Origin of the sequence: Aliihoeflea sp. (genome assembly GCF_052435475.1) — a bacterium.
Taxonomy (GTDB): domain Bacteria; phylum Pseudomonadota; class Alphaproteobacteria; order Rhizobiales; family Rhizobiaceae; genus Aliihoeflea.
In genome coordinates this window covers 57,323-75,472 of record NZ_JBQVMV010000016.1, presented here as the reverse complement: position 1 = coordinate 75,472, position 18,150 = coordinate 57,323, and the positions used below count along the sequence as shown (strand labels likewise).

13 protein-coding genes are annotated in these 18,150 nt (G+C 65.5%); 8 read left to right on the top strand and 5 right to left on the bottom strand.

The window, feature by feature from the left end; genetic code table 11:
• Positions 1–203: 203 nt before the first annotated feature.
• Positions 204–1,241, top strand: coding sequence for a hypothetical protein (locus tag ACT6QU_RS16370; protein WP_444564589.1), 1,038 nt, complete (start codon positions 204–206; stop codon positions 1,239–1,241).
• Here the strand turns inward: ACT6QU_RS16370 and ACT6QU_RS16365 are convergent, their stop codons facing one another.
• Positions 1,242–2,846 carry a cisplatin damage response ATP-dependent DNA ligase gene (locus tag ACT6QU_RS16365; protein ID WP_444564588.1) on the bottom strand — a complete coding sequence of 535 codons (1,605 nt, stop codon included), beginning with the start codon at positions 2,844–2,846 and terminating at the stop codon, positions 1,242–1,244. It abuts the gene before it with no gap.
• Positions 2,846–3,856: a ligase-associated DNA damage response exonuclease gene (locus ACT6QU_RS16360; protein WP_444564612.1), complete on the bottom strand. Its 1,011-nt coding sequence runs from the start codon at positions 3,854–3,856 to the stop codon at positions 2,846–2,848. Before ACT6QU_RS16360 ends, ACT6QU_RS16365 begins: the two co-directional genes overlap by 1 nt.
• A 107-nt stretch (positions 3,857–3,963) precedes the next feature.
• Here ACT6QU_RS16360 and ACT6QU_RS16355 point away from each other — a divergent pair, with 107 nt between their 5' ends.
• From ACT6QU_RS16355 to pdeM, 3 genes are read left to right on the top strand one after another with little or no spacing between them, the layout of a single operon-like run.
• The gene (locus tag ACT6QU_RS16355; protein WP_444564587.1) at positions 3,964–4,935 is read left to right on the top strand and encodes a methyltransferase domain-containing protein; all 972 of its coding nucleotides are present in this window, start codon (positions 3,964–3,966) and stop codon (positions 4,933–4,935) included.
• A 37-nt stretch (positions 4,936–4,972) separates the two neighbouring features.
• Complete coding sequence (locus ACT6QU_RS16350; protein ID WP_444564586.1) at positions 4,973–7,495, top strand: ligase-associated DNA damage response DEXH box helicase; 2,523 nt, start codon at positions 4,973–4,975, stop codon at positions 7,493–7,495.
• Positions 7,492–8,202 carry a ligase-associated DNA damage response endonuclease PdeM gene (gene pdeM / locus ACT6QU_RS16345; RefSeq protein ID WP_444564585.1) on the top strand — a complete coding sequence of 237 codons (711 nt, stop codon included), beginning with the start codon at positions 7,492–7,494 and terminating at the stop codon, positions 8,200–8,202. Before ACT6QU_RS16350 ends, pdeM begins: the two co-directional genes overlap by 4 nt.
• 55 nt (positions 8,203–8,257) lie before the next feature.
• Here the strand turns inward: pdeM and ACT6QU_RS16340 are convergent, their stop codons facing one another.
• The 3 genes from ACT6QU_RS16340 to ACT6QU_RS16330 all read right to left on the bottom strand — a co-directional run bounded on the left by ACT6QU_RS16340 (position 8,258) and on the right by ACT6QU_RS16330 (position 13,579).
• Positions 8,258–9,043, bottom strand: coding sequence for a TIGR02186 family protein (locus ACT6QU_RS16340; RefSeq protein ID WP_444564584.1), 786 nt, complete (start codon positions 9,041–9,043; stop codon positions 8,258–8,260).
• Positions 9,043–9,966, bottom strand: coding sequence for a sulfite exporter TauE/SafE family protein (locus ACT6QU_RS16335; protein WP_444564583.1), 924 nt, complete (start codon positions 9,964–9,966; stop codon positions 9,043–9,045). Before ACT6QU_RS16335 ends, ACT6QU_RS16340 begins: the two co-directional genes overlap by 1 nt.
• A gap of 178 nt (positions 9,967–10,144) precedes the next feature.
• Positions 10,145–13,579 carry a peptidoglycan-binding protein gene (locus ACT6QU_RS16330; protein ID WP_444564582.1) on the bottom strand — a complete coding sequence of 1,145 codons (3,435 nt, stop codon included), beginning with the start codon at positions 13,577–13,579 and terminating at the stop codon, positions 10,145–10,147.
• Between the two features lie 382 nt (positions 13,580–13,961).
• Here ACT6QU_RS16330 and ACT6QU_RS16325 point away from each other — a divergent pair, with 382 nt between their 5' ends.
• The 4 genes from ACT6QU_RS16325 to ACT6QU_RS16310 all read left to right on the top strand — a co-directional run bounded on the left by ACT6QU_RS16325 (position 13,962) and on the right by ACT6QU_RS16310 (position 18,138).
• A complete protein-coding gene (locus ACT6QU_RS16325) occupies positions 13,962–14,414 on the top strand; it encodes a MerR family transcriptional regulator (protein ID WP_444564581.1) in 453 nt (150 codons plus the stop codon).
• A gap of 188 nt (positions 14,415–14,602) precedes the next feature.
• The gene (locus ACT6QU_RS16320) at positions 14,603–16,399 is read left to right on the top strand and encodes an acyl-CoA dehydrogenase C-terminal domain-containing protein (RefSeq protein WP_444564580.1); all 1,797 of its coding nucleotides are present in this window, start codon (positions 14,603–14,605) and stop codon (positions 16,397–16,399) included.
• A gap of 101 nt (positions 16,400–16,500) precedes the next feature.
• Positions 16,501–17,673, top strand: coding sequence for an acyl-CoA dehydrogenase family protein (locus tag ACT6QU_RS16315; RefSeq protein ID WP_444564579.1), 1,173 nt, complete (start codon positions 16,501–16,503; stop codon positions 17,671–17,673).
• A 9-nt stretch (positions 17,674–17,682) separates the two neighbouring features.
• Positions 17,683–18,138: an OsmC family protein gene (locus tag ACT6QU_RS16310; RefSeq protein ID WP_444564578.1), complete on the top strand. Its 456-nt coding sequence runs from the start codon at positions 17,683–17,685 to the stop codon at positions 18,136–18,138.
• The last annotated feature ends 12 nt before the right edge of the window (positions 18,139–18,150 follow it).

Sequence of the window (18,150 nt, the reverse complement as noted above, 5' to 3'; positions counted from 1 at the left end):
GCGGAAATTTGACGTTTGCGTAAACGTCATTACTAGAGCATCGAACCGAAAAGTGGAAACCGGTTTTCAGGCGCAGGAGTCTTTCGGGGCGAGCGTCGTTCGGTCACATGCGGGGCGCTGCGGCATTGAACCTCGCGCCGGGCACGTTTAACGATGTTGCAACGATCGTGGTCAATGATCGGTAAACAATAAAAGGGTGCCGCTTGGACGGGATCGAGCAAGCAATCAGACGAGCCCTCGCCAAGGGAAATTCGGACGACCGCGCTTTTCGCGAAAAGGTCTATCGCTCGGCATTCGCCGCGCTGGATCGCTCGTTGAAGGAAAAGCCTGAGTTGACCGTCGAGAACGCGATCAAGCGGCGCAAGACGCTGCAGGCGACGGTCAAGTCGATCGAAACCGAATATGTGCCGGCATTGGCGCCGGAGCCGATCGCGGTCGCGCCGGTCCAGCCGCAGCCGACGCCTGCCGTCGCGCCCGAACTGCGCGCCGAACGGCGGGTGGCAGTGGCCGATGCCGCGCCGCGTCTCGAACCGGAAACGCCCGCGCAAGCGCGCCGGCCCGTCAGGCTCGATCAGCCGCGCCCGGCCCGCGAACCTCGCAAGAAGCGGCGCGGCGGCGGACGCATTCTTTCCCTCATCACCGGCCTCGTCATCCTCGTGGTGCTCGGCACCGGCCTCTGGTGGGCCTACGCCAATTTCGGCCATTTCCTCGGCAGCGACATGCGCCAGATCGAAGCGGCCATCAACGAGAGCCGGGGCCAGTCGGGACCGCCCCCGCTTTCTGCCGACGGTGCGAATGCCGAAGCGGGATGGACGACCATCTTCCGGCCGGAGGACATCCAGCTCGTCTCTCCGCCCGAAGGTGCCTCAGTCGACGCGATCGAGGATGAAACCGGCGCTTATCTGCGGATTCGCTCGGATGCCTCGGGCGCCCCGATCGCCTTCAACGTGGCGCAAAATCTTCTCGAGCGCCTCGCCGGTGAGCGCGTCGTGTTCAATATCGTCGCGCGCGGCATCGACGGCGAAGCGACGCAGATGTCCGTCGAGTGCAATTTCGGCGCCATGGGCAATTGCGGGCGCACCCGCTACGACGTCGGAACGGCGCAGGAGGATCATCTGTTCGAAGTCGCGCTTGCCGACGCGGCGGCCGGCCGATCCGCCTCCATAGCAATCAACACGGATGTGTCCGGCGAGGGCCGCGGCGTGGAAATCTTCGCGATCCGCATGCGCGCGGCGGATTGATCAGCCGTCGAGCATCGACAACAGGACATCGAGCCGGTCCGCCTCGCCGGCCGGCTTGTCCCATCGCAGGCGCGAGACCCGCGGAAAGCGCATGGCAACGCCCGATTTGTGCCGCGTCGAGCGGTTGAGCCCTTCGAACGCCACCTCGATGACGAGTCCATGGTCCGGCTCTGCCCGCACCGAGCGCACCGGCCCGAAGCGGTCGATCGTGTTGTCGCGGATATATTTGTCGAGCAGCTTCAGTTCCTCGTCGGTGAAGCCGAAATAGGCCTTGCCGACAGGCACGAGTTCCGGTTGGTCCTCCGGACCGGTCCACACGCCGAACGTATAGTCGGAATAGAAGCTCGAGCGCTTGCCATGCCCGCGCTGCGCATACATCAAGACGGCATCGACCGTGTAGGGATTGCGCTTCCATTTGAACCACGGCCCTTTCGGGCGGCCCGGCACATAGGTCGAGTCGAGTCGCTTCAGCATCACCCCCTCGATCACCGGATGCGGCGGCGTCTGGCGCATGGCGTCGAGTTCGTCCCACCCGGAGAAGTCGACCAGCGGCGAGAGGTCGAAGCGCGATGGATCGAGCGTCGCCACGAACGCTTCGAGCCGTTGCCGGCGTTCCGCAAAAGGCAGCTTGCGCAAATCCTCGTCACCGAGTTGGAGAAGGTCGTAGCAGCGCACGAAGGCCGGAAACTGCTTCTGGATCTTCGGCGCCACGACCTTGCGATTGAGCCGCTGCTGGAGATCGGAAAACGTGCCGGTATCCCCGTCCGGCGCGCCGACCAGCAATTCGCCGTCGATCGCGGCGTCGAAATCCATCGCTTCGAGAAGGTCGGGGAAGGTGCCGGAAATATCGTCGCCGGTGCGCGAATAAAGCCGCGCGACGCCGTCCTCGCAGACGACCTGCACGCGGATGCCGTCCCATTTCCATTCCGCCGCATAGTCGGCCGGTTCGATCCGGGCGAGGTCCGCATCCTCGACCGCGTTCGACAGCATGACCGGCCGGAACATCGCCCGCGCCGCGTGAACCGGCTTTTCGCCCTTGCCGTCGAGCCAGGCGAACAGACTGAGATAGGGCGGCTCCAGCCCGTGCCACAGTTCCTCGATTTCGTGGACATGCACCTTGCCGTAGTCGGCCAGCGCCTGCTTGGCGAGACGCGCCGAAACGCCGACGCGCAGACCGCCGGTGACGAGCTTCAGCACGGCAAAGCGCGACGCCGTCTCCATGCGATCGAGCAGGCCGGCGAGCACCTTCGGTGCGTCCGAGCGGCTGGCGGCATGAAGCCGCTCCACGGCTTCGGACAGCGGCACCCCGCCGGGGATCGCCTCCACCTCCGCATCGATGCCCCAGACGAGCGAGACCGTCTCGGCAAGATCGCCGACATAGTCGTAGGAATAGGCGAACAGCGTCTCGTCCATCCGCTCGGCCATCAGCGCGCGCAGAACCCCGGGCTTGACCGCGTTGAACGATAGATTGCCGGTGATCGCCGCCAGCGCCAGCCCGCGATCGGGGTCGGGCGCCTCGCGGAAATAGTCCTGCATCAAGGTCAGCTTCGCATTGCGCGAGGATGTGATCAGGAGGCGGTCGAGCAGTTCCGCGAACCGGTCCATTATTCGGCTTCGTCCTCGTAGCCGACGAGATGTAGCGGGCGCGCCTTGATGCCGTTGAGCTCGCACCAGCGCACCAGCGCCTCCTCGCGGCCATGGGTCACCCACACTTCGCCCGCCTTCACTTCGCGGATCGTGGCGATCAGTTCGTCCCAGTCGGAATGGTCGGAGATGATCAGCGGCAGCTCCACCCCGCGCTGCTTTACCCGCTGCCTGATCCGCATCCAGCCTGACGCGAAGGAGGCGACGGGGTCGGGAAAGCGGCGTGCCCAACGGTCGGCGAAGGCCGACGGCGTTCCAACGACGATCGCCCCGGCGAACTGCGCCTTCGACCCGCGCTCAATCGTTGCCGGTTCGAGCGGTCCAAGGTCGATGCCCTGGCTCTGGTAATAATCGCACAGCTTCTGCAGCGCGCCGTGGATGTAGATCGGCTCGTTATGACCCGCCTGGCGGATGAGCTTGATGACGCGCTGCGCCTTGCCGAGCGCATAGGCTCCGACGAGATGCGCGCGCTCGGGAAACTGGCGGACGGATTTCAAGAGCCGCGCGATCTCCGCCTTGTCGTCCGGATGGCGGAAGACGGGAAGGGCGAAGGTCGCCTCGGTGATGAAGACGTCGCACTCGACCGGCTCGAATTCCTGCGCCGTCGCATCGGGCCGGCGCTTGTAGTCGCCCGAGGCCACGATCCGAAGCCCGTCCTTCTCGACCGCGATTTGCGCCGAGCCGAGCACGTGGCCCGCCGGATGAAACGAGACGCGCACGCCGTTGATGTCGAGGCTTTCCCCGAAATCGGTTGCCTGCGACGCGCCGGCGAAATTCTCGCCATAGCGGATGCCCATGATGTCGAGCGTCTGCGGCGTGGCCAGCACATGCGCATGGCCGGGCCGCGCATGGTCGGCATGGCCGTGCGTGATCAGCGCGCGCGCGACCGGGCGCACCGGATCGATGAAGAAGTCGCCAGGTGGACAATAGAGGCCTTCGGGACGCGGGATCAGCAACTGATGCGGGTTCATGGTTCCCAACAGATAGGATTTCTGGGCCGCTCGGAAAGGGATTGCGAAAGCTGCGAAATTGGCAGATAAGCCGCGCGCCCGATCATGGGTCGCGAGCCCCTTCGAACATGAAGCCCATTCTGTACTCGTCCGGCGACGCTGCCGCCGACCGTCGTGCCGACTATGCCGAAATGCTGTTCGCCTCAGGCGACCATGGCGCCGCATCGGAACTGATGGCCGACATCATGACCCTCGCCCCCGGCTGGGCGACGGGCTGGTTCCGGCTCGGCGAGATGCGCGAGGCCGCGGGCGAGATCGCGGGCGCGACCGACGCCTGGCGCGAGGCGTTGCGGCTCGACCCGGCCGATCGGCTGGGCAGCGCCCTGAAGCTCGAACTCGTCGGCGCGATCGAAAATGCCGGCGGCATTTCGAGCGCCTTCGCCGAAACGCTGTTCGACCAGTATGCCGGAAAGTTCGACGCGGAGCTGGTCCAGAAACTCGGCTACCGCGTGCCCGAACTGATCGCGGACGCCCTGCGCGCGACCGGCCGCACTAGCTTCGCCCACGTGCTCGACCTCGGCTGCGGCACCGGCCTGATGGGCGAGCGCCTGCGCGCAATGGCGAGCTTCCTCGAAGGCGGCGACCTGTCGGAAAACATGCTGAAGAAGGCCCGCGCCAAGGGCGTCTATGACCGGCTGGCCCGGCAGGACCTCCTGACCTTTGAGCCCGAGCGCAATTCGGCCGATCTCGTCACCGCCGCCGACGTCTTCCTCTATGTCGGGCGGCTGGAGCGCATCTTCGCGCAGGTCGCGGGCGCGCTCGTGCCGGGCGGTCTCCTCGCTTTCTCCGTCGAGCGCCACGATGGCGCGGGCGATCTCCAACTCGGCGACTCCCGCCGCTACGCCCATGCGCCAGACTATTTGCGCCGCCTCCTGTCCGAGAATGGCTTCGATCTCGTCGCGATGGACGATGCGATCATCCGCCGCGACCGAGGCACGGATGTCGCCGGCTTGATCGTCGTCGCCCGGCGCCAAACACTGCCCGCACGGCTGGACGCCACGGTCACCAACGCGCCAACGCTCCACGCGCACCCGCACTGACCTTGGCGCGTCACCGACCCGACGCTACATCTCGTCCGTGAACCGACCCATCGACGATCGAGCGCTTGAAGGCGCCACCCTGTTGCCCGAGGCCTTTTCGCGCTGGTTCGCCCTGCGCGGATGGCAGCCGCGCTCCCACCAGCTCGACCTGCTCGCCCGCACTGAAGCCGGCCGTTCCGTCCTGCTCATCGCCCCGACCGGCGCGGGTAAGACGCTCGCCGGCTTCATGCCTTCGCTGGTGGACCTCGCGAAACGCGGCAAGCGCAAGCCGGGCGCGGCCGCGCGGGGGGTCCACACGCTCTACCTCTCCCCGCTGAAGGCGCTTGCGGTCGACATCGAGCGAAACCTGACCCGGCCGGTCACCGAAATGGGCTTGCCCATCTCGATGGAAACGCGCACCGGCGACACACCCGCGCACAAGCGTCAGCGCCAGAAGCAGGCGCCGCCCGACATCCTCCTGACGACGCCCGAACAACTCGCGCTGATGCTGGCCTCGAAGGATGCCGAGCGCTTCTTCGCCGATCTGCGCTACGTCATCTTCGACGAACTCCACGCGCTCGTCACCTCCAAGCGCGGCCAGCTCCTGTCGCTCGGTCTCGCGCGCTTGCGAAAGTTCGTGCCCGACCTGCGCACCATCGGCCTGTCGGCGACGGTGGCCGAGCCGGACGAATTGCGGCGCTGGCTCGTCAGCCAGAACCCGCCGGGCGAGATGGCGGACCTGATCACCGTCGCTGGCGGCGCAAAGCCGCATATCACCATTTTGCAATCCGCCGAGCGCGTGCCCTGGGCCGGGCACTCGGCGCAATATTCGGTCCCGGACGTTTACGAGGCGATCAAGGCGCACCGCACGACGCTCCTCTTCGTCAACACCCGCAGCCAGGCCGAACGCCTGTTCCAGGAACTCTGGCACGTCAACGCCGACACGCTGCCGATCGCGCTCCACCACGGCTCGCTGGACGTCGGCCAGCGAAGGCGCGTCGAAAAGGCGATGGAGACGAACAGCCTGCGCGCCATCGTCGCCACCTCGACGCTCGATCTCGGCATCGACTGGGGCGACGTCGATCTCGTCGTCCATGTCGGCGCGCCGAAGGGCGCGAGCCGGCTCGCCCAGCGCATCGGCCGCTCCAACCACCGCATGGACGAGCCGAGCCGCGCCATCCTCGTGCCGGCCAACCGGTTCGAGGTGCTGGAGTGCCAGGCCGCGCTCGACGCGAACTATCTCGGCGCACAGGACACGCCGCCGGTGGGCGAGGGCGGGCTCGACGTTCTCGCCCAGCACGTCATGGGCATGGCCTGCGCGGAACCCTTCTTCGCCGACGAACTCTACGCGGAAATCGTCAGCGCCGCTCCCTATGCGCGCCTCGACCGCGAAACCTTCGACCGCATCGTCGATTTCGTCGCGACCGGCGGCTACGCGCTGCGCACCTATGAACGCTTCGCCCGCATCCGCCAGATGAAGGACGGCCGCTGGCGCGTCTCGCATCCGATGATCGCGCAGCAATACCGTCTCAATGTCGGCACCATCGTTGAGGCGCCGATGCTCAACATCCGCCTCGTGCGCGGCAAGACGAAGAGCGCGCTGGCGGGTGGCTATTCGCTCGGCAAGATCGAGGAATATTTCCTCGAAACACTGACGGCAGGCGACACTTTCATCTTCGCCGGCCAGGTCGTCCGCTTTGCCGGCATCCGCGAGAACGAGTGCTACGTCACGCCAGCGCCGGGCGCCGATGCGCTGGTGCCGTCCTATGGCGGCGGAAAGTTTCCCCTGTCGACCTATCTGGCGGCCGAAGTGCGCGCCATGCTTGCCGATCCGTCGCGCTGGCATCGCCTGCCCGATCAGGTCTCCGAATGGTTGGCCATCCAGAAGGAAAAGTCGGTCCTGCCCGGCCGCGACGATCTCCTCATCGAGACCTTTCCGCGCGGCAACCGCTTCTACATGGTCGCCTATCCGTTCGAAGGCAGGCTCGCCCACCAGACGCTCGGCATGCTGCTGACACGCCGGCTGGAGCGCGGCGGCGCGCGTCCGCTCGGCTTCGTCGCCACCGACTACGCCATTGCCATCTGGGGCCTGCGCGACATGGGCGCGCTGCATCGTTCGGGCAAACTCACCTTCGGCGAACTCTTCGACGAGGACATGCTGGGCGACGATCTCGACGCATGGCTCGCCGATAGCTGGCTGTTGAAGCGCACCTTCCGCAATTGCGCCGTGATTGCCGGCTTGATCGAGCGCCGTCACCCCGGCAAGGAGAAATCCGGCCGGCAGGTGACGGTCTCGGCAGACCTGATCTACGACGTCCTGCGCAGCCACGACCCCGACCACATCCTGCTGCGCGCGACGCGCGCGGATGCGGCATCCGGGCTTCTAGATGTCAGGAGGCTTGGCGAGATGCTCTCGCGGGTGAAGGGTCGAATCATGCATAAGGACCTTCCGCGCATCTCGCCGCTCGCCGTGCCGGTCATGCTCGAGATCGGCAAGGAGCGCGTGGCGGGCGGGGCCGAGGACGAACTTCTCGGTGAAGCTGCGGACAGTCTGATCGACGAGGCGATGGGTACGGAATGAATCTGAGGGTGCAGAGCCGGTTTTCAGCGACGAGCGAAATGGCGGTGCGGGGCGAACGCGTGGTCTGCGATGCGCGCGGCGTCGCCTGGTTCCCCGAAATGCGCCTGCTCGCCGTCTCCGACCTGCATCTGGAAAAGGGCTCCCGCCAAGCCCGCCGCGGCTACATGCTGCCGCCCTACGACACCGCCGCGACACTCGCACGCCTTGGCGCCGTCATCGCCGACTACGATCCGGCGATGGTGGTCTCGCTCGGCGACAGCTTCGACGACATCGGCGGCGCCGCACGGATGCCGGCCATCTACCGCGGCCAGCTTCTCGCGCTGATGAAAGGCCGCGACTGGTTCTGGGTCGCCGGCAATCACGATCCCGAAAAGCCGGCCGACCTTCCCGGCGCGACGGTGCAGGAACTCGGCATCGGCGGCATCGTCTTCCGTCACGAGCCGTCGGCCGGGCGGCTCGCCGGTGAAATCGCGGGCCATCTTCATCCGGGCGCCCGCATCGTCCAGCGCGGCCGCTCCGTGCGCCGCCGCTGCTTCGCCGCCGATGGGAACCGCCTGATCATGCCCGCCTTCGGCACGTTCACCGGCGCGCTCAACGTCCTCGACCGCGCCTTCGCCAACCTCTTCTGCCCCGACAATTTCGTCGCCTACATGCTCGGCACCGACCGCGTCTATCCGATGGACCGGCGGCTGCTGCGCGCAGACTGAAGCAATTCCAGCAAAAGTGCGAAGCGGTTTTGCGTCCGGAATTGCGTAATATGCCTCAATCCCGCTTGAAGATCATCCGGCCGAGCCAGCCGGTGACGACGGCCAGGAACACGGCGAAGATGCCGAACAGCAGCCCGTTCTCCTGCGCCGTGCGATAGATCCGCTGTTCGAGGCCGGCCTTGACGATGGTGAGCTGCGCCGAGGTTTCCTTGACGAAGGTGCCGTTGCGAAACAGGAACGCGCGTGCGCGGTGCGTGCCGACCGGCACGTTGGGCGCGAGCGCCACCGTGGCGCGAAAGAGGCTCGGCGACAGGAACTGCACGCCGCCTACGCGCTCGTTGTAAAGCCCGGCCGCGCGCTTCTGATCGCGCAGCGCCGCGGTGAATTCGGTCACCTTCTCGGGGTCGCGCTGGCCCTCTTGCTCGACCGCTCGCAGGAAGATGTTTTCCGAACCAAGTGCCAGTTGCCGGTAGACCTGCGGCTGCGTCACGTCCTGCAATGGCCGCGTCGTCGAGACGGAATAGGAAACCGGCACGCTGGTGAAGCTTTGCGACTGGGTGTTGATCCACACGCCCAGCACCCGGTTCTTCTTGCGCACGACGATCGGCCGCGCCGGACCTTCGAGGACGACGATGATGTCGTATCGACCCTGCCGCGCGAGCATCTGGTCGGCATTGTCGAGCGCACCGAAAATCGTCAGATCGGCGCCCGATAAATCCGATGAGATCGCGACGCGGTTCGTCGAAAGGCCGATCTGGAAGGATTCCGGCGCATCCGGGTCCTGCGCGTGCGCGGCCGTCATTGGGATCAGCAGAGCCAGGGCGATCAGCAGCGCACGCATCAAAGGCCTCCCACCGTTGCCAGCGAGTAGGGACTTGCGGGCGGCACGAAAAGGTCGACCGCGAGGCGTCCCGCCACCATCAACACGAGCAACGCGAGGAGCGCGCGCAACTGTTCGCCGCGCAGCTTCTGCCCGGCGCGCGCGCCATATTGCGCGCCCGCCACGCCGCCGATCATCAGGAGGAAGGCGAGCACGATGTCGACCGCCTGGTTGGTGGCCGCATGGACGATCGTGGTGTAGGCGGCGACGAAAATGATCTGGAACAGCGAGGTGCCGATGACAACGTTGGTCGGCACCTTGAGCAGATAGATCAGCGCCGGCACCATGATGAAGCCGCCGCCGACGCCCATGATCGAGGCGAGAAAGCCGATGACGGCACCAAGACCCAGGACCGGGATCACGCTGACGAAAAGCTTCGAGGTGCGAAACCGCATCTTCAGCGGCAGGCGGTGAATCCAGTTGTGCTGGCCCGGCTTGCGCAGGCTGGCGACCTGTCCGCCCTTGGCGCGTCGCAGCGCACGGATGCTTTCGGCCAGCATCAGCCCGCCGACCGTGCCGAGCAGCCCGACATAGAGCAGCGAAACGACCAGATCGAGCTGGCCGAGCCCGCGCAGGAAGGCGAAAACGAAGACGCCGAACGTCGAGCCGAATATGCCGCCCAGAAGCAGCACCGTCCCGAGCTTGAAGTCGAGCGTCCCTTTCTTCAGGTGCGCCAGGACGCCCGATACGGACGAGGCGACGACCTGGTTCGCGCCGGTTGCGACCGCGATGGCCGGGGGGATGTTGTAGAAGATCAGGAGCGGCGTGATCAGGAACCCGCCGCCAACCCCGAACATGCCCGACAGGAACCCGACCGCCCATCCCATGCCGAGCAGAACCAGCATGTTGACGGACAATTCGGCGATCGGGAGATAGATGCCCACCGGCTCATCTCGCTCAGTGTTCGGGAAAGGGGATTTCCCTTGGATTTCATGGTCGAAGCATAGTCGTTCTTGCGCTTTGGAAAAGGCGAAGTCAAACCGCTGCGGCGACATTGGCCGAAAAAGTTGCGCCCGCCGAAAAAGGCGGACGCGGTGGTTGCGGAAGCGATGCGGGAAAGGGTCAGCCGAGCGCGAGCAGGGCGCGGACCAGCGGTTCGTCGATGCGCCCGGTCGGCTCCATCTGGTTGTCCTTCTGGAAGGTCGCGATGGCGGAGGTCGTCCGGGTTCCCATGATCCCGTCGGCGCTGCCGGCATCGTATCCGTTCGCGTTGAGGATCGTCTGCACGCGCTTGATCGCGGCGCCGAGGTCGACGCTTGCGGTCGCTTCCATGTCCTCGGTCCAGGCGTCCGGGATGGTGACCGAATTGGCTTGCGCATCGAGCGGCTTGGGCGCCCACAATTCGGCGGACTTTTTGGCCTTTTCGAGATCGGCGGGTTGAAGCAGCGTTGCGACCTCGTCGCGCTTGGCGGCTGCATCCGCGTCGCCGGCTTCGGCGACGATGGCGAGCCACTTGTAGGCCGCCGCCAGATCCTGCCTCATGCCGATGCCCTTGGCCGCCAGGATGGCGAGGTTGAACTGGCTGTCGCGAACGCCGAGTTCCGCGGCCTTGGTGAAGTTGCGCGCTGCCGCTTCATTGTCGGTGCGCCCGCTCGCGCCCATCGCGTGGAGGACGGCGAGATTGTGCATGGCGCTGGCGTTTCCCTTCGCCGCGGCCCTTTCGTACAGGTCGATTGCGCGCGGCACGTCGCGTTCGATGCCCGTTGCCTTTTCGAGCATGTTGGCGAAGCGGTACTGGGCGGGCGCAAGGCCGGCCTCCGCCGCGCTCTCGTACCATAGAGCCGCAGCCTTCATGTCCGCCGCGACGCCGCGGCCTTCCGCATAGCGATTGCCGATCTCGAACCAGGCCTTCGGATCGCCTGCCTCGGCGGCCTCGCGCAGCACGGCGTTGCCGGCTTCCAACGGAACGGCCGTGACGGTCGGTGCCTCGTCCGCGTCGTCGTTAGCCGTATCTGCCGGCATCGTCGGCTGGATTGGTGCAGGATTGCGAACATCCGGCGCGATCGAGGCGGTCTCGATGCGGGCGTCGTCAGCCGCAGGCGCCTTCACGGCAGCGAGCACCGGCTTCGCGGCAGGGGTGGCTGTCGGTTCCTTGGCCATGGCCGTCATGTCGCGAACGGCTTGCGGCTGGGCAGATGCGTTGATCGTCTCGGCAGGCTCTGTGAAGACGGCGGCAAGCGTGATCGGTTCGGAGGGCTCGACGCTCGCGACCGCCTCGTCTGCTGTCAGCGTCTTGCCGATCTGGATGCCGGCGAGAGCCAGCGTCACGGCGACGATGCCCATCGACACGGCCCGGTTCTTGGACTTCAGCAGCTTCGCCAGGCTGAAGCGCTGCGAGCCGTCGGCCGACTTGCCGGACTTCAGCGTCTCCGCTTCCGCGGCCGCTGCCTGCGCGGCGCGGCGCGCGGCCGCGATGAAATCCGCCTTGGCATCGACGCCGGGAGCCGCCGTGCTGCCGTCCTTTCCGGAGACGGTCCGCTCGTCGCGCACCCGGCGCATGATTGCGCTGAGATCGGGCGAGCCGTGGCCCGGCTCGATCGGCTGGTTCACGATGGCCGGATCGATCGGCGCATCGAGCTGGAGTTCTGCGGTCGTCGTCGTCGTAGCTGCCGGTTCTTGCCTGTCCCGGCGTTTGCGGCCGAGAACGCGGGCGATCATCGAGCGCGGCTGGCTCGCATCCGCGCGTGCCTCGGTGGCCCGTTCGCTGATGACGGGCATATCCGTATCGAGCGCCGTATCCATCGACATGTCGTCGACGTCGGCATGGAGCGCCGGCGTTTCGGCGATGCCGACGCGCGGAGCCTCGTGCTCGTCCTGCGCGTCATACTCCATTGCCCCGAGGCGTTCGACGATCTTCAGGAGCGTGTCGTGAATGGCCTCGAAGGTCTTGGTGTTGCGCTCGTCGGAGCGGCGGGCCAGAGCTTCGAGCGCACGCAAATCATCGGCCAGACCCTGGACGACGTCATTGTCGCCCGAACCGGCCTGTCCGATCGTGCGAGCCGCTTGTTCGGCCGCCTCGCGGGCGGATTCGAGCATGGCGGCGTGGTTGTCGGCGATGATGCGTTCGAGCCGTTCCAGCCGCGGCGCGACGTCCTCGAACTCGGCCGGCACGCGCGCTGGGGACTGGATCGCCTCGGCTAGGCTCGCGACCTGGGCTTCGAGGCTCTTCACCAGTTCCGGATCGATCGAGACCAGCGTCGCCGTGGTCGTCTCCAGCCGCTGCGAGATGCCGCCGAGGCGTTGTTCGAAGCTGTCGGCGAAGACGGCGAGCCGTTCGTCCATGGCAGCTATCAGCGCCTCGCGCGACTGCCCGGCCTGGACAGCCTCGAGCTTTTCGGCGAGCGCGCCGAGGCGCAGATCCAGTTCGGCGAAGAGCTGCTCGCTCTTGGCCGCGCCGGCCACGCTGCGTTCGTCCACGGTCTGCGAGAAGGCCGCAAAGCGGCTTTCGACGCCCTTGAAGATTTCGGACAGGTCTGGCGAGGCCGGGATCGCATCGACCTTGCCGGCGATCGCGTTCATCTGTTCGGCCAGGCGCGCCATCGTCTCGTGCGGCATCGCCGAGCGCGCGGCGATTTCGTCGATCCGCTCGCTCATCGCGGCGATCTGCGCGCCGATGTCTGCGGTCGGGCGATCCTCGATCAGTTCGTCGATCTGCTTGGCCAGCGAGCCGATCCGCGCTTCGATGCGCTCGAACGGCTTACCATCGACGATGAGGCCGCGCCCGGTGCCGGCCGAGGCGGCGATGGCGCGCGAGATTTCGTCGAGGCGTTCGTCGATCAGCGAAAGCGCGCCGTCGCCGAGCGGCCCCTGCTTCTGCGCGAAACGGTCCATCGCGGCGGCGAGCACCTTAAGCTTGTCGTCCAGCGCGTGCATGGCGGCCGGCTCCGGCAGCGTCGCGACGACCGAGCCCATTTCCTCGAGACGGCTCTGGATCGTTTTTACCAGCTCAGATTCGGGGCCGGCAAAAGCCTCGAACCGGCGGTCGAATTCGTTCCAGCGCTTTTCGGCCGTCGATTCGCGGGCGACATCGGCGAGCGCCTGCCGGATTTCTTCCATTTCCGCCTGGAGCCGGACTGCATTGTCCTCGCCGCCGCGGGCGGCCAGCGCGTCGATCATCCCGCCGAGACGCTCCACTTCGCCGGAGATTTCGTCGGCGCGGCACGCGGCGGGCGCGGTGCGGGCGCCTTCGATCTGCGTCTTGAGCGCGGCGAATTCGCGTTCGATGCCCGCTGCCAGCTTGGCATTGAGATCGTCGCGCAGGAGCTTCAGCTCGGCCGCGATCGAACCGGCAGCCTCGACGCTCTCCTCGCGCTTGCGCTGCGCTTCGATGTCGGCAGCGAGTTTTTCCGCCGCGATCGGCGCTGCGGGTTCGTCCGCGCGCCCCGCAATGCGCGTCTCGAGTTCTGCCAGCGTCCGATTGAGATCGTCGATGGAGGTCGTCGGGCGCCGGCGGCGACCGCTGTTCAATGCATCGAGATAGGCTTGCTTCTGTGTCATCCTAGACGCCCGTTGCCCTCTGCCGGCCTTTGCCGAACCCGTTGACGTTCCGGCGACGTCCCGGCGCCGGAGGATCAAGCCGTGAGGAACAAGATACGAGACAGATCACGGTGAGTCGCTGACGGTCACCTTTCCTCATCCATGGTAAACAAGCCGTTAACCAAACTTACCAAAGGTTGAGCGCGGGTGTGGGCGCAAGCCGTGCGCAAAGTGGCGCAGGCGGGCGTTTCGCACTTGCAGCACAATCCGTCTCGGATTATATGCGCGCCCCATGCCCCGCTTGCCTTACGGAAGGCGAGGGGGACTCATTTGCGAAGGCGTCCTTCGCCTCGCCACAAATTTTCGCGACAAGCGAACCGAATCAAGAATCACGGGATCTGACATGAACATCATGCCGGCCGGCACGGACGTGGCCTCCTTTTCCAATGCCTCGGGCGAAGAAGATGGCGAACTCATGCGCATCGGCGATGTCGCGCGCAAGTTCGACGTCAGCCTGCGCACGCTGCGCTTCTATGAGGACAAGGGGCTCATCCAGCCCAAGCGCGAAGGCACCACGCGGCTTTACGCCCACCGCGACCTGGCGCGCCTGAAGCTCATCACTTTCGGCACCAAGGTTGGCTTCTCGCTGCGCGAGATCAAGCAGATGATGGATCTCTACGATCCGAATGGCACCAACATGAAGCAGTACCGCTTCGTCCTCGACAAGTCGGAGCGCCAGATCGCCCGCCTCGAGGAGCAGCGCCGCCAGCTTGACGAGGCGATCGACGAACTACGCCAGACGCGCGACGGCGTCGCCTCGCTGGTCGAGGAGCGTCAGCGCGCCAACGCCGCCTGATCGCTTTTTTTCACTCCGCATTCGAAAGGCCGGCCCGCAAAGCCGGCCTTTTTCATTGTTGCGGCCCAATGCTGCGACAAACTTTGACGTTTACGCAAACGTCAAAGTTTGATAGTCATCATCTCCGGATCAGCGCCCCGCCGGCAGGACCGGGAAAGGGGCTTTCAGCTTTCTTTCGGAGGACTGCCATGCCGACCTACAAGGCGCCCGTCGCGGACACGCTTTTCGTTCTGAATGAAGTTCTCGGCTACGAGCGCTACGGCAATCTCGCCGGCTTCGCCGACGCGACACCGGACGTGCTGGAGGCGATCCTCCAGGAAGGTGCCAAGCTCGCCGAAAACGTGCTCCATCCCCTGAACCGCATCGGCGACGAGGAAGGCTGCACTCGACACGAGGATGGCTCGGTGACGACCCCGAAGGGCTTCAAGGCCGCCTATGACCAGTATCGCGAAGGTGGCTGGATGGGTCTTGCCGTTCCGGCCGAGTACGGCGGTCAAGGGCTGCCCTACACGGTTCATTCGGCCATCGGCGAATACATGTCGTCGGCCAACATGGCGCTGATGATGTATCCCGGCCTGACGCAAGGCGCGGTCGCCGCGATCCTCGCCCACGGTTCCGACGAGCAGAAGCAGACCTATCTGCCGAAGATGGTCGATGGCGTCTGGACCGGCACGATGAACCTGACCGAGCCCCATTGCGGCACCGATCTCGGCCTCCTGCGCACCCGCGCCGTGCCGAACGGCGACGGCACCTACAAGATTTCCGGGCAGAAAATCTTCATCTCCGCCGGTGAGCACGACATGTCGGAGAACATCATTCATCTGGTGCTTGCCCGCATTGAGGGCGCGCCGGAAGGCGTCAAGGGCATATCGCTCTTCATCGTGCCGAAGTTCAAGCTCGATGCGAACGGCAATCCGGGCGAAAAGAACGGCGTCTCCTGCGGCTCCATCGAGGAGAAGATGGGCATCCACGGCAATGCGACCTGCGTCATGAATTATGACGAGGCCGAGGGCGTGCTGATCGGCCAGGAGAATGGTGGCCTCAAGGCCATGTTCGTGATGATGAACGAGGCCCGCCTCGGCGTCGGCCTCCAAGGCCTGTCGATCTCCGAGATCGCCTACCAGAACGCCGTCGTCTACGCCAAGGACCGCATCCAGGGCCGCTCGCTTTCGGGCGCCAAGGCACCGGAAAAGAAGGCCGACCCGATCATCGTCCACCCCGACATCCGCCGCAAGCTGATGACCATGCGCGCCATCAACGAGGCCGGCCGCGCCCTGATCCTGTGGACCGCGCTCAAGTCCGACGTCGCCCACCGCTCGGAAGATGCAGCCGCCCGCGAGCAGGCCGAGGACCACATGAGCCTGATGACGCCGGTCATCAAGGGCGTCCTGACCGACAAGGGCTTCGATAATGCCGTGATGGCCCAGCAGGTCTATGGCGGCCACGGCTACATCGAGGAATGGGGCATGAGCCAGTTCGTGCGCGACGCCCGCATCGCCCAGATCTACGAGGGCGCCAACGGCATCCAGGCGCTCGACCTCGTCGGCCGCAAGCTCGGCCAGAATGGCGGCCGCGCCGTGCAGGCCTTCTTCAAGGATGTCGGCGCCTTCTGCGAGGAAAACCGCGCCGACGATAAGATGGCACCCTACACCAAGTCGCTGAAGAAGGGCCTCAACGACCTTCAGGCCGCGACCATGTGGCTGATGCAGAACGCCATGGGCAAGCCCGACAATGCCGGCGCCGCCTCGACCGACTACATGCACCTCTTCGGGCTCGTCTCGCTCGGCTACATGTGGGCGATGATGGCCAAGACCGCGCAGGAAAAGATCGCCGCCGGCGCCAACGGCTCGGCCGAGTTCTACGAGAACAAACTCGCCACCGCGCGCTTCTTCATGGACCGCCTGATGCCCGAAACCTCGGCCCATCTTGCGCGCATCTCGTCGGGCGCCGATTCCATGATGGCGCTTTCGGCGGACGCCTTCTAAGCTCTGCCGCCATTCGAGCCTGATCTGTTCAGGCTTGAACTTTTTTGCTACCAATCTGGCCGCGCCCGGAAGAGGGGGCGCGGTCGTCGGAGGAGACCCAATTGGCAACGCATCCCGCAACCGTTCTCGGCCTGCCGAAGCCCGACTGGGCCGGCGACGACGTCGCCATGCTCTACGACATGGCCGAGAAATTTCTCGATGCCGAGATCGCGCCACGCTACGAGGAATTCGAGAAGGCGGAATGCTTCGATCGTGCGAGCTGGAAGAAGGCCGGCGAGGCGGGACTTCTCTGCGCCTCCATGCCGGAAGAATACGGCGGTTCGGGCGGCACCTACGCCCATGAGAGCGCCATCATCGAGGCGATCGGGCATGTCGGCGTCGACGGCTTCGGCATCTCGCTGCACAATTCCATCGTCGCGCCCTATATCCTCCACTACGGCTCCGAGGAGCAGAAAAAGAAGTGGCTGCCGAAGATGGCGTCGGGCGAGCTGATCGGCGCTATCGCCATGACCGAGCCGGGCGCCGGCTCCGATCTGCAGGGCGTGAAGACGCGCGCGGAGAAGGACGGCAACCACTACCGCATCAACGGCTCCAAGACCTTCATCACCAACGGCCAGCTCGCCAACCTCATCATCGTCGTCGCCAAGACCAACCCGTCGGCCGGCGCCAAGGGCACCTCGCTGATCGTCGTCGAAACCGACGAGGTCGAGGGTTTCGAGCGCGGCCGCAACCTTGACAAGATCGGTCTGAAGTCGAACGACACCTCCGAGCTCTTCTTCAACGATGTGCGCGTGCCGACCTCGAACCTTCTTGGCCATGAGGAAGGGCAGGGATTCATCCAGTTGATGCAGCAATTGCCGCAGGAGCGCCTCCAGATCGGCGCCGGCGCGATCGCGATGATCGAACGCGCCCTCTCGCTCACCATCGACTACGTCAAGGAGCGCAAGGCTTTCGGCAAGGCGGTGATCGAGTTCCAGAACACCCAGTTCAAGCTTGCCGAACTGAAAACCGAGGCCACCATCGGCCGCGTCTTCTACAATGACTGCGTCGCGCGCCACGTGAATGGCGGCCTCGATCCGGTCACCGCCTCGATGGCGAAATACTGGCTGTCGGATTTGCAGAACAAGATCGTCGACGAGTGCCTGCAACTCTTCGGCGGCTATGGCTACATGAACGAATATCCGATCGCCCGCATGTTCCGCGACGCGCGCGTCCAGCGCATCTATGGCGGCACCAACGAGATCATGAAACTCCTGATCGCCCGCTCGCTCTGAGGATAAGGAATGTCGCACCACGTCGCCGAATTGAAGTGGACGCAGGAAGCCGGAGCGGACTTCCTCGCAGGCCGCTATTCGCGCGTCCACGAGCTGCGCTTCGACGGCGGCGCCGTCCTGTCGGCCTCTGCGGCGCCGACCATCGTGCCTGCGCCTTACAGCGACGCCGCCTCCATCGACCCCGAGGAAATGTTCGTCGCCTCGCTCGCCTCCTGCCACATGCTGTGGTTCCTCGATTTCGCCAAACGGGCAAAGATCGACATCCGCTCCTATATGGATCGTGCGGAAGGCGTGATGACGAAGAATGCGGAGGGCCGCATGGCCATCGTGAAGGTCACGCTGCACCCGCGCATCGAATCCGACGGCGATGCGGCGACCATCGAAGAGCTGCATCACAAGGCGCACGACGCCTGCTTCATTGCCAATTCGGTCACGACCGATGTGACGGTCGAACCCCAGTTCTGAGGATCAGAGGAG

Coding starts and splice junctions, on each gene's coding strand:
- ACT6QU_RS16365 (WP_444564588.1), bottom strand. CDS start 2,846: ATGGACCGGTTCGCGGAACTGCTCGACCGCCTCCTGATCACATCCTCG.
- ACT6QU_RS16360 (WP_444564612.1), bottom strand. CDS start 3,856: ATGAACCCGCATCAGTTGCTGATCCCGCGTCCCGAAGGCCTCTATTGT.
- ACT6QU_RS16355 (WP_444564587.1), top strand. CDS start 3,964: ATGAAGCCCATTCTGTACTCGTCCGGCGACGCTGCCGCCGACCGTCGT.
- pdeM (WP_444564585.1), top strand. CDS start 7,492: ATGAATCTGAGGGTGCAGAGCCGGTTTTCAGCGACGAGCGAAATGGCG.
- ACT6QU_RS16340 (WP_444564584.1), bottom strand. CDS start 9,043: ATGCGTGCGCTGCTGATCGCCCTGGCTCTGCTGATCCCAATGACGGCC.
- ACT6QU_RS16330 (WP_444564582.1), bottom strand. CDS start 13,579: ATGACACAGAAGCAAGCCTATCTCGATGCATTGAACAGCGGTCGCCGC.
- ACT6QU_RS16325 (WP_444564581.1), top strand. CDS start 13,962: ATGAACATCATGCCGGCCGGCACGGACGTGGCCTCCTTTTCCAATGCC.
- ACT6QU_RS16320 (WP_444564580.1), top strand. CDS start 14,603: ATGCCGACCTACAAGGCGCCCGTCGCGGACACGCTTTTCGTTCTGAAT.
- ACT6QU_RS16310 (WP_444564578.1), top strand. CDS start 17,683: ATGTCGCACCACGTCGCCGAATTGAAGTGGACGCAGGAAGCCGGAGCG.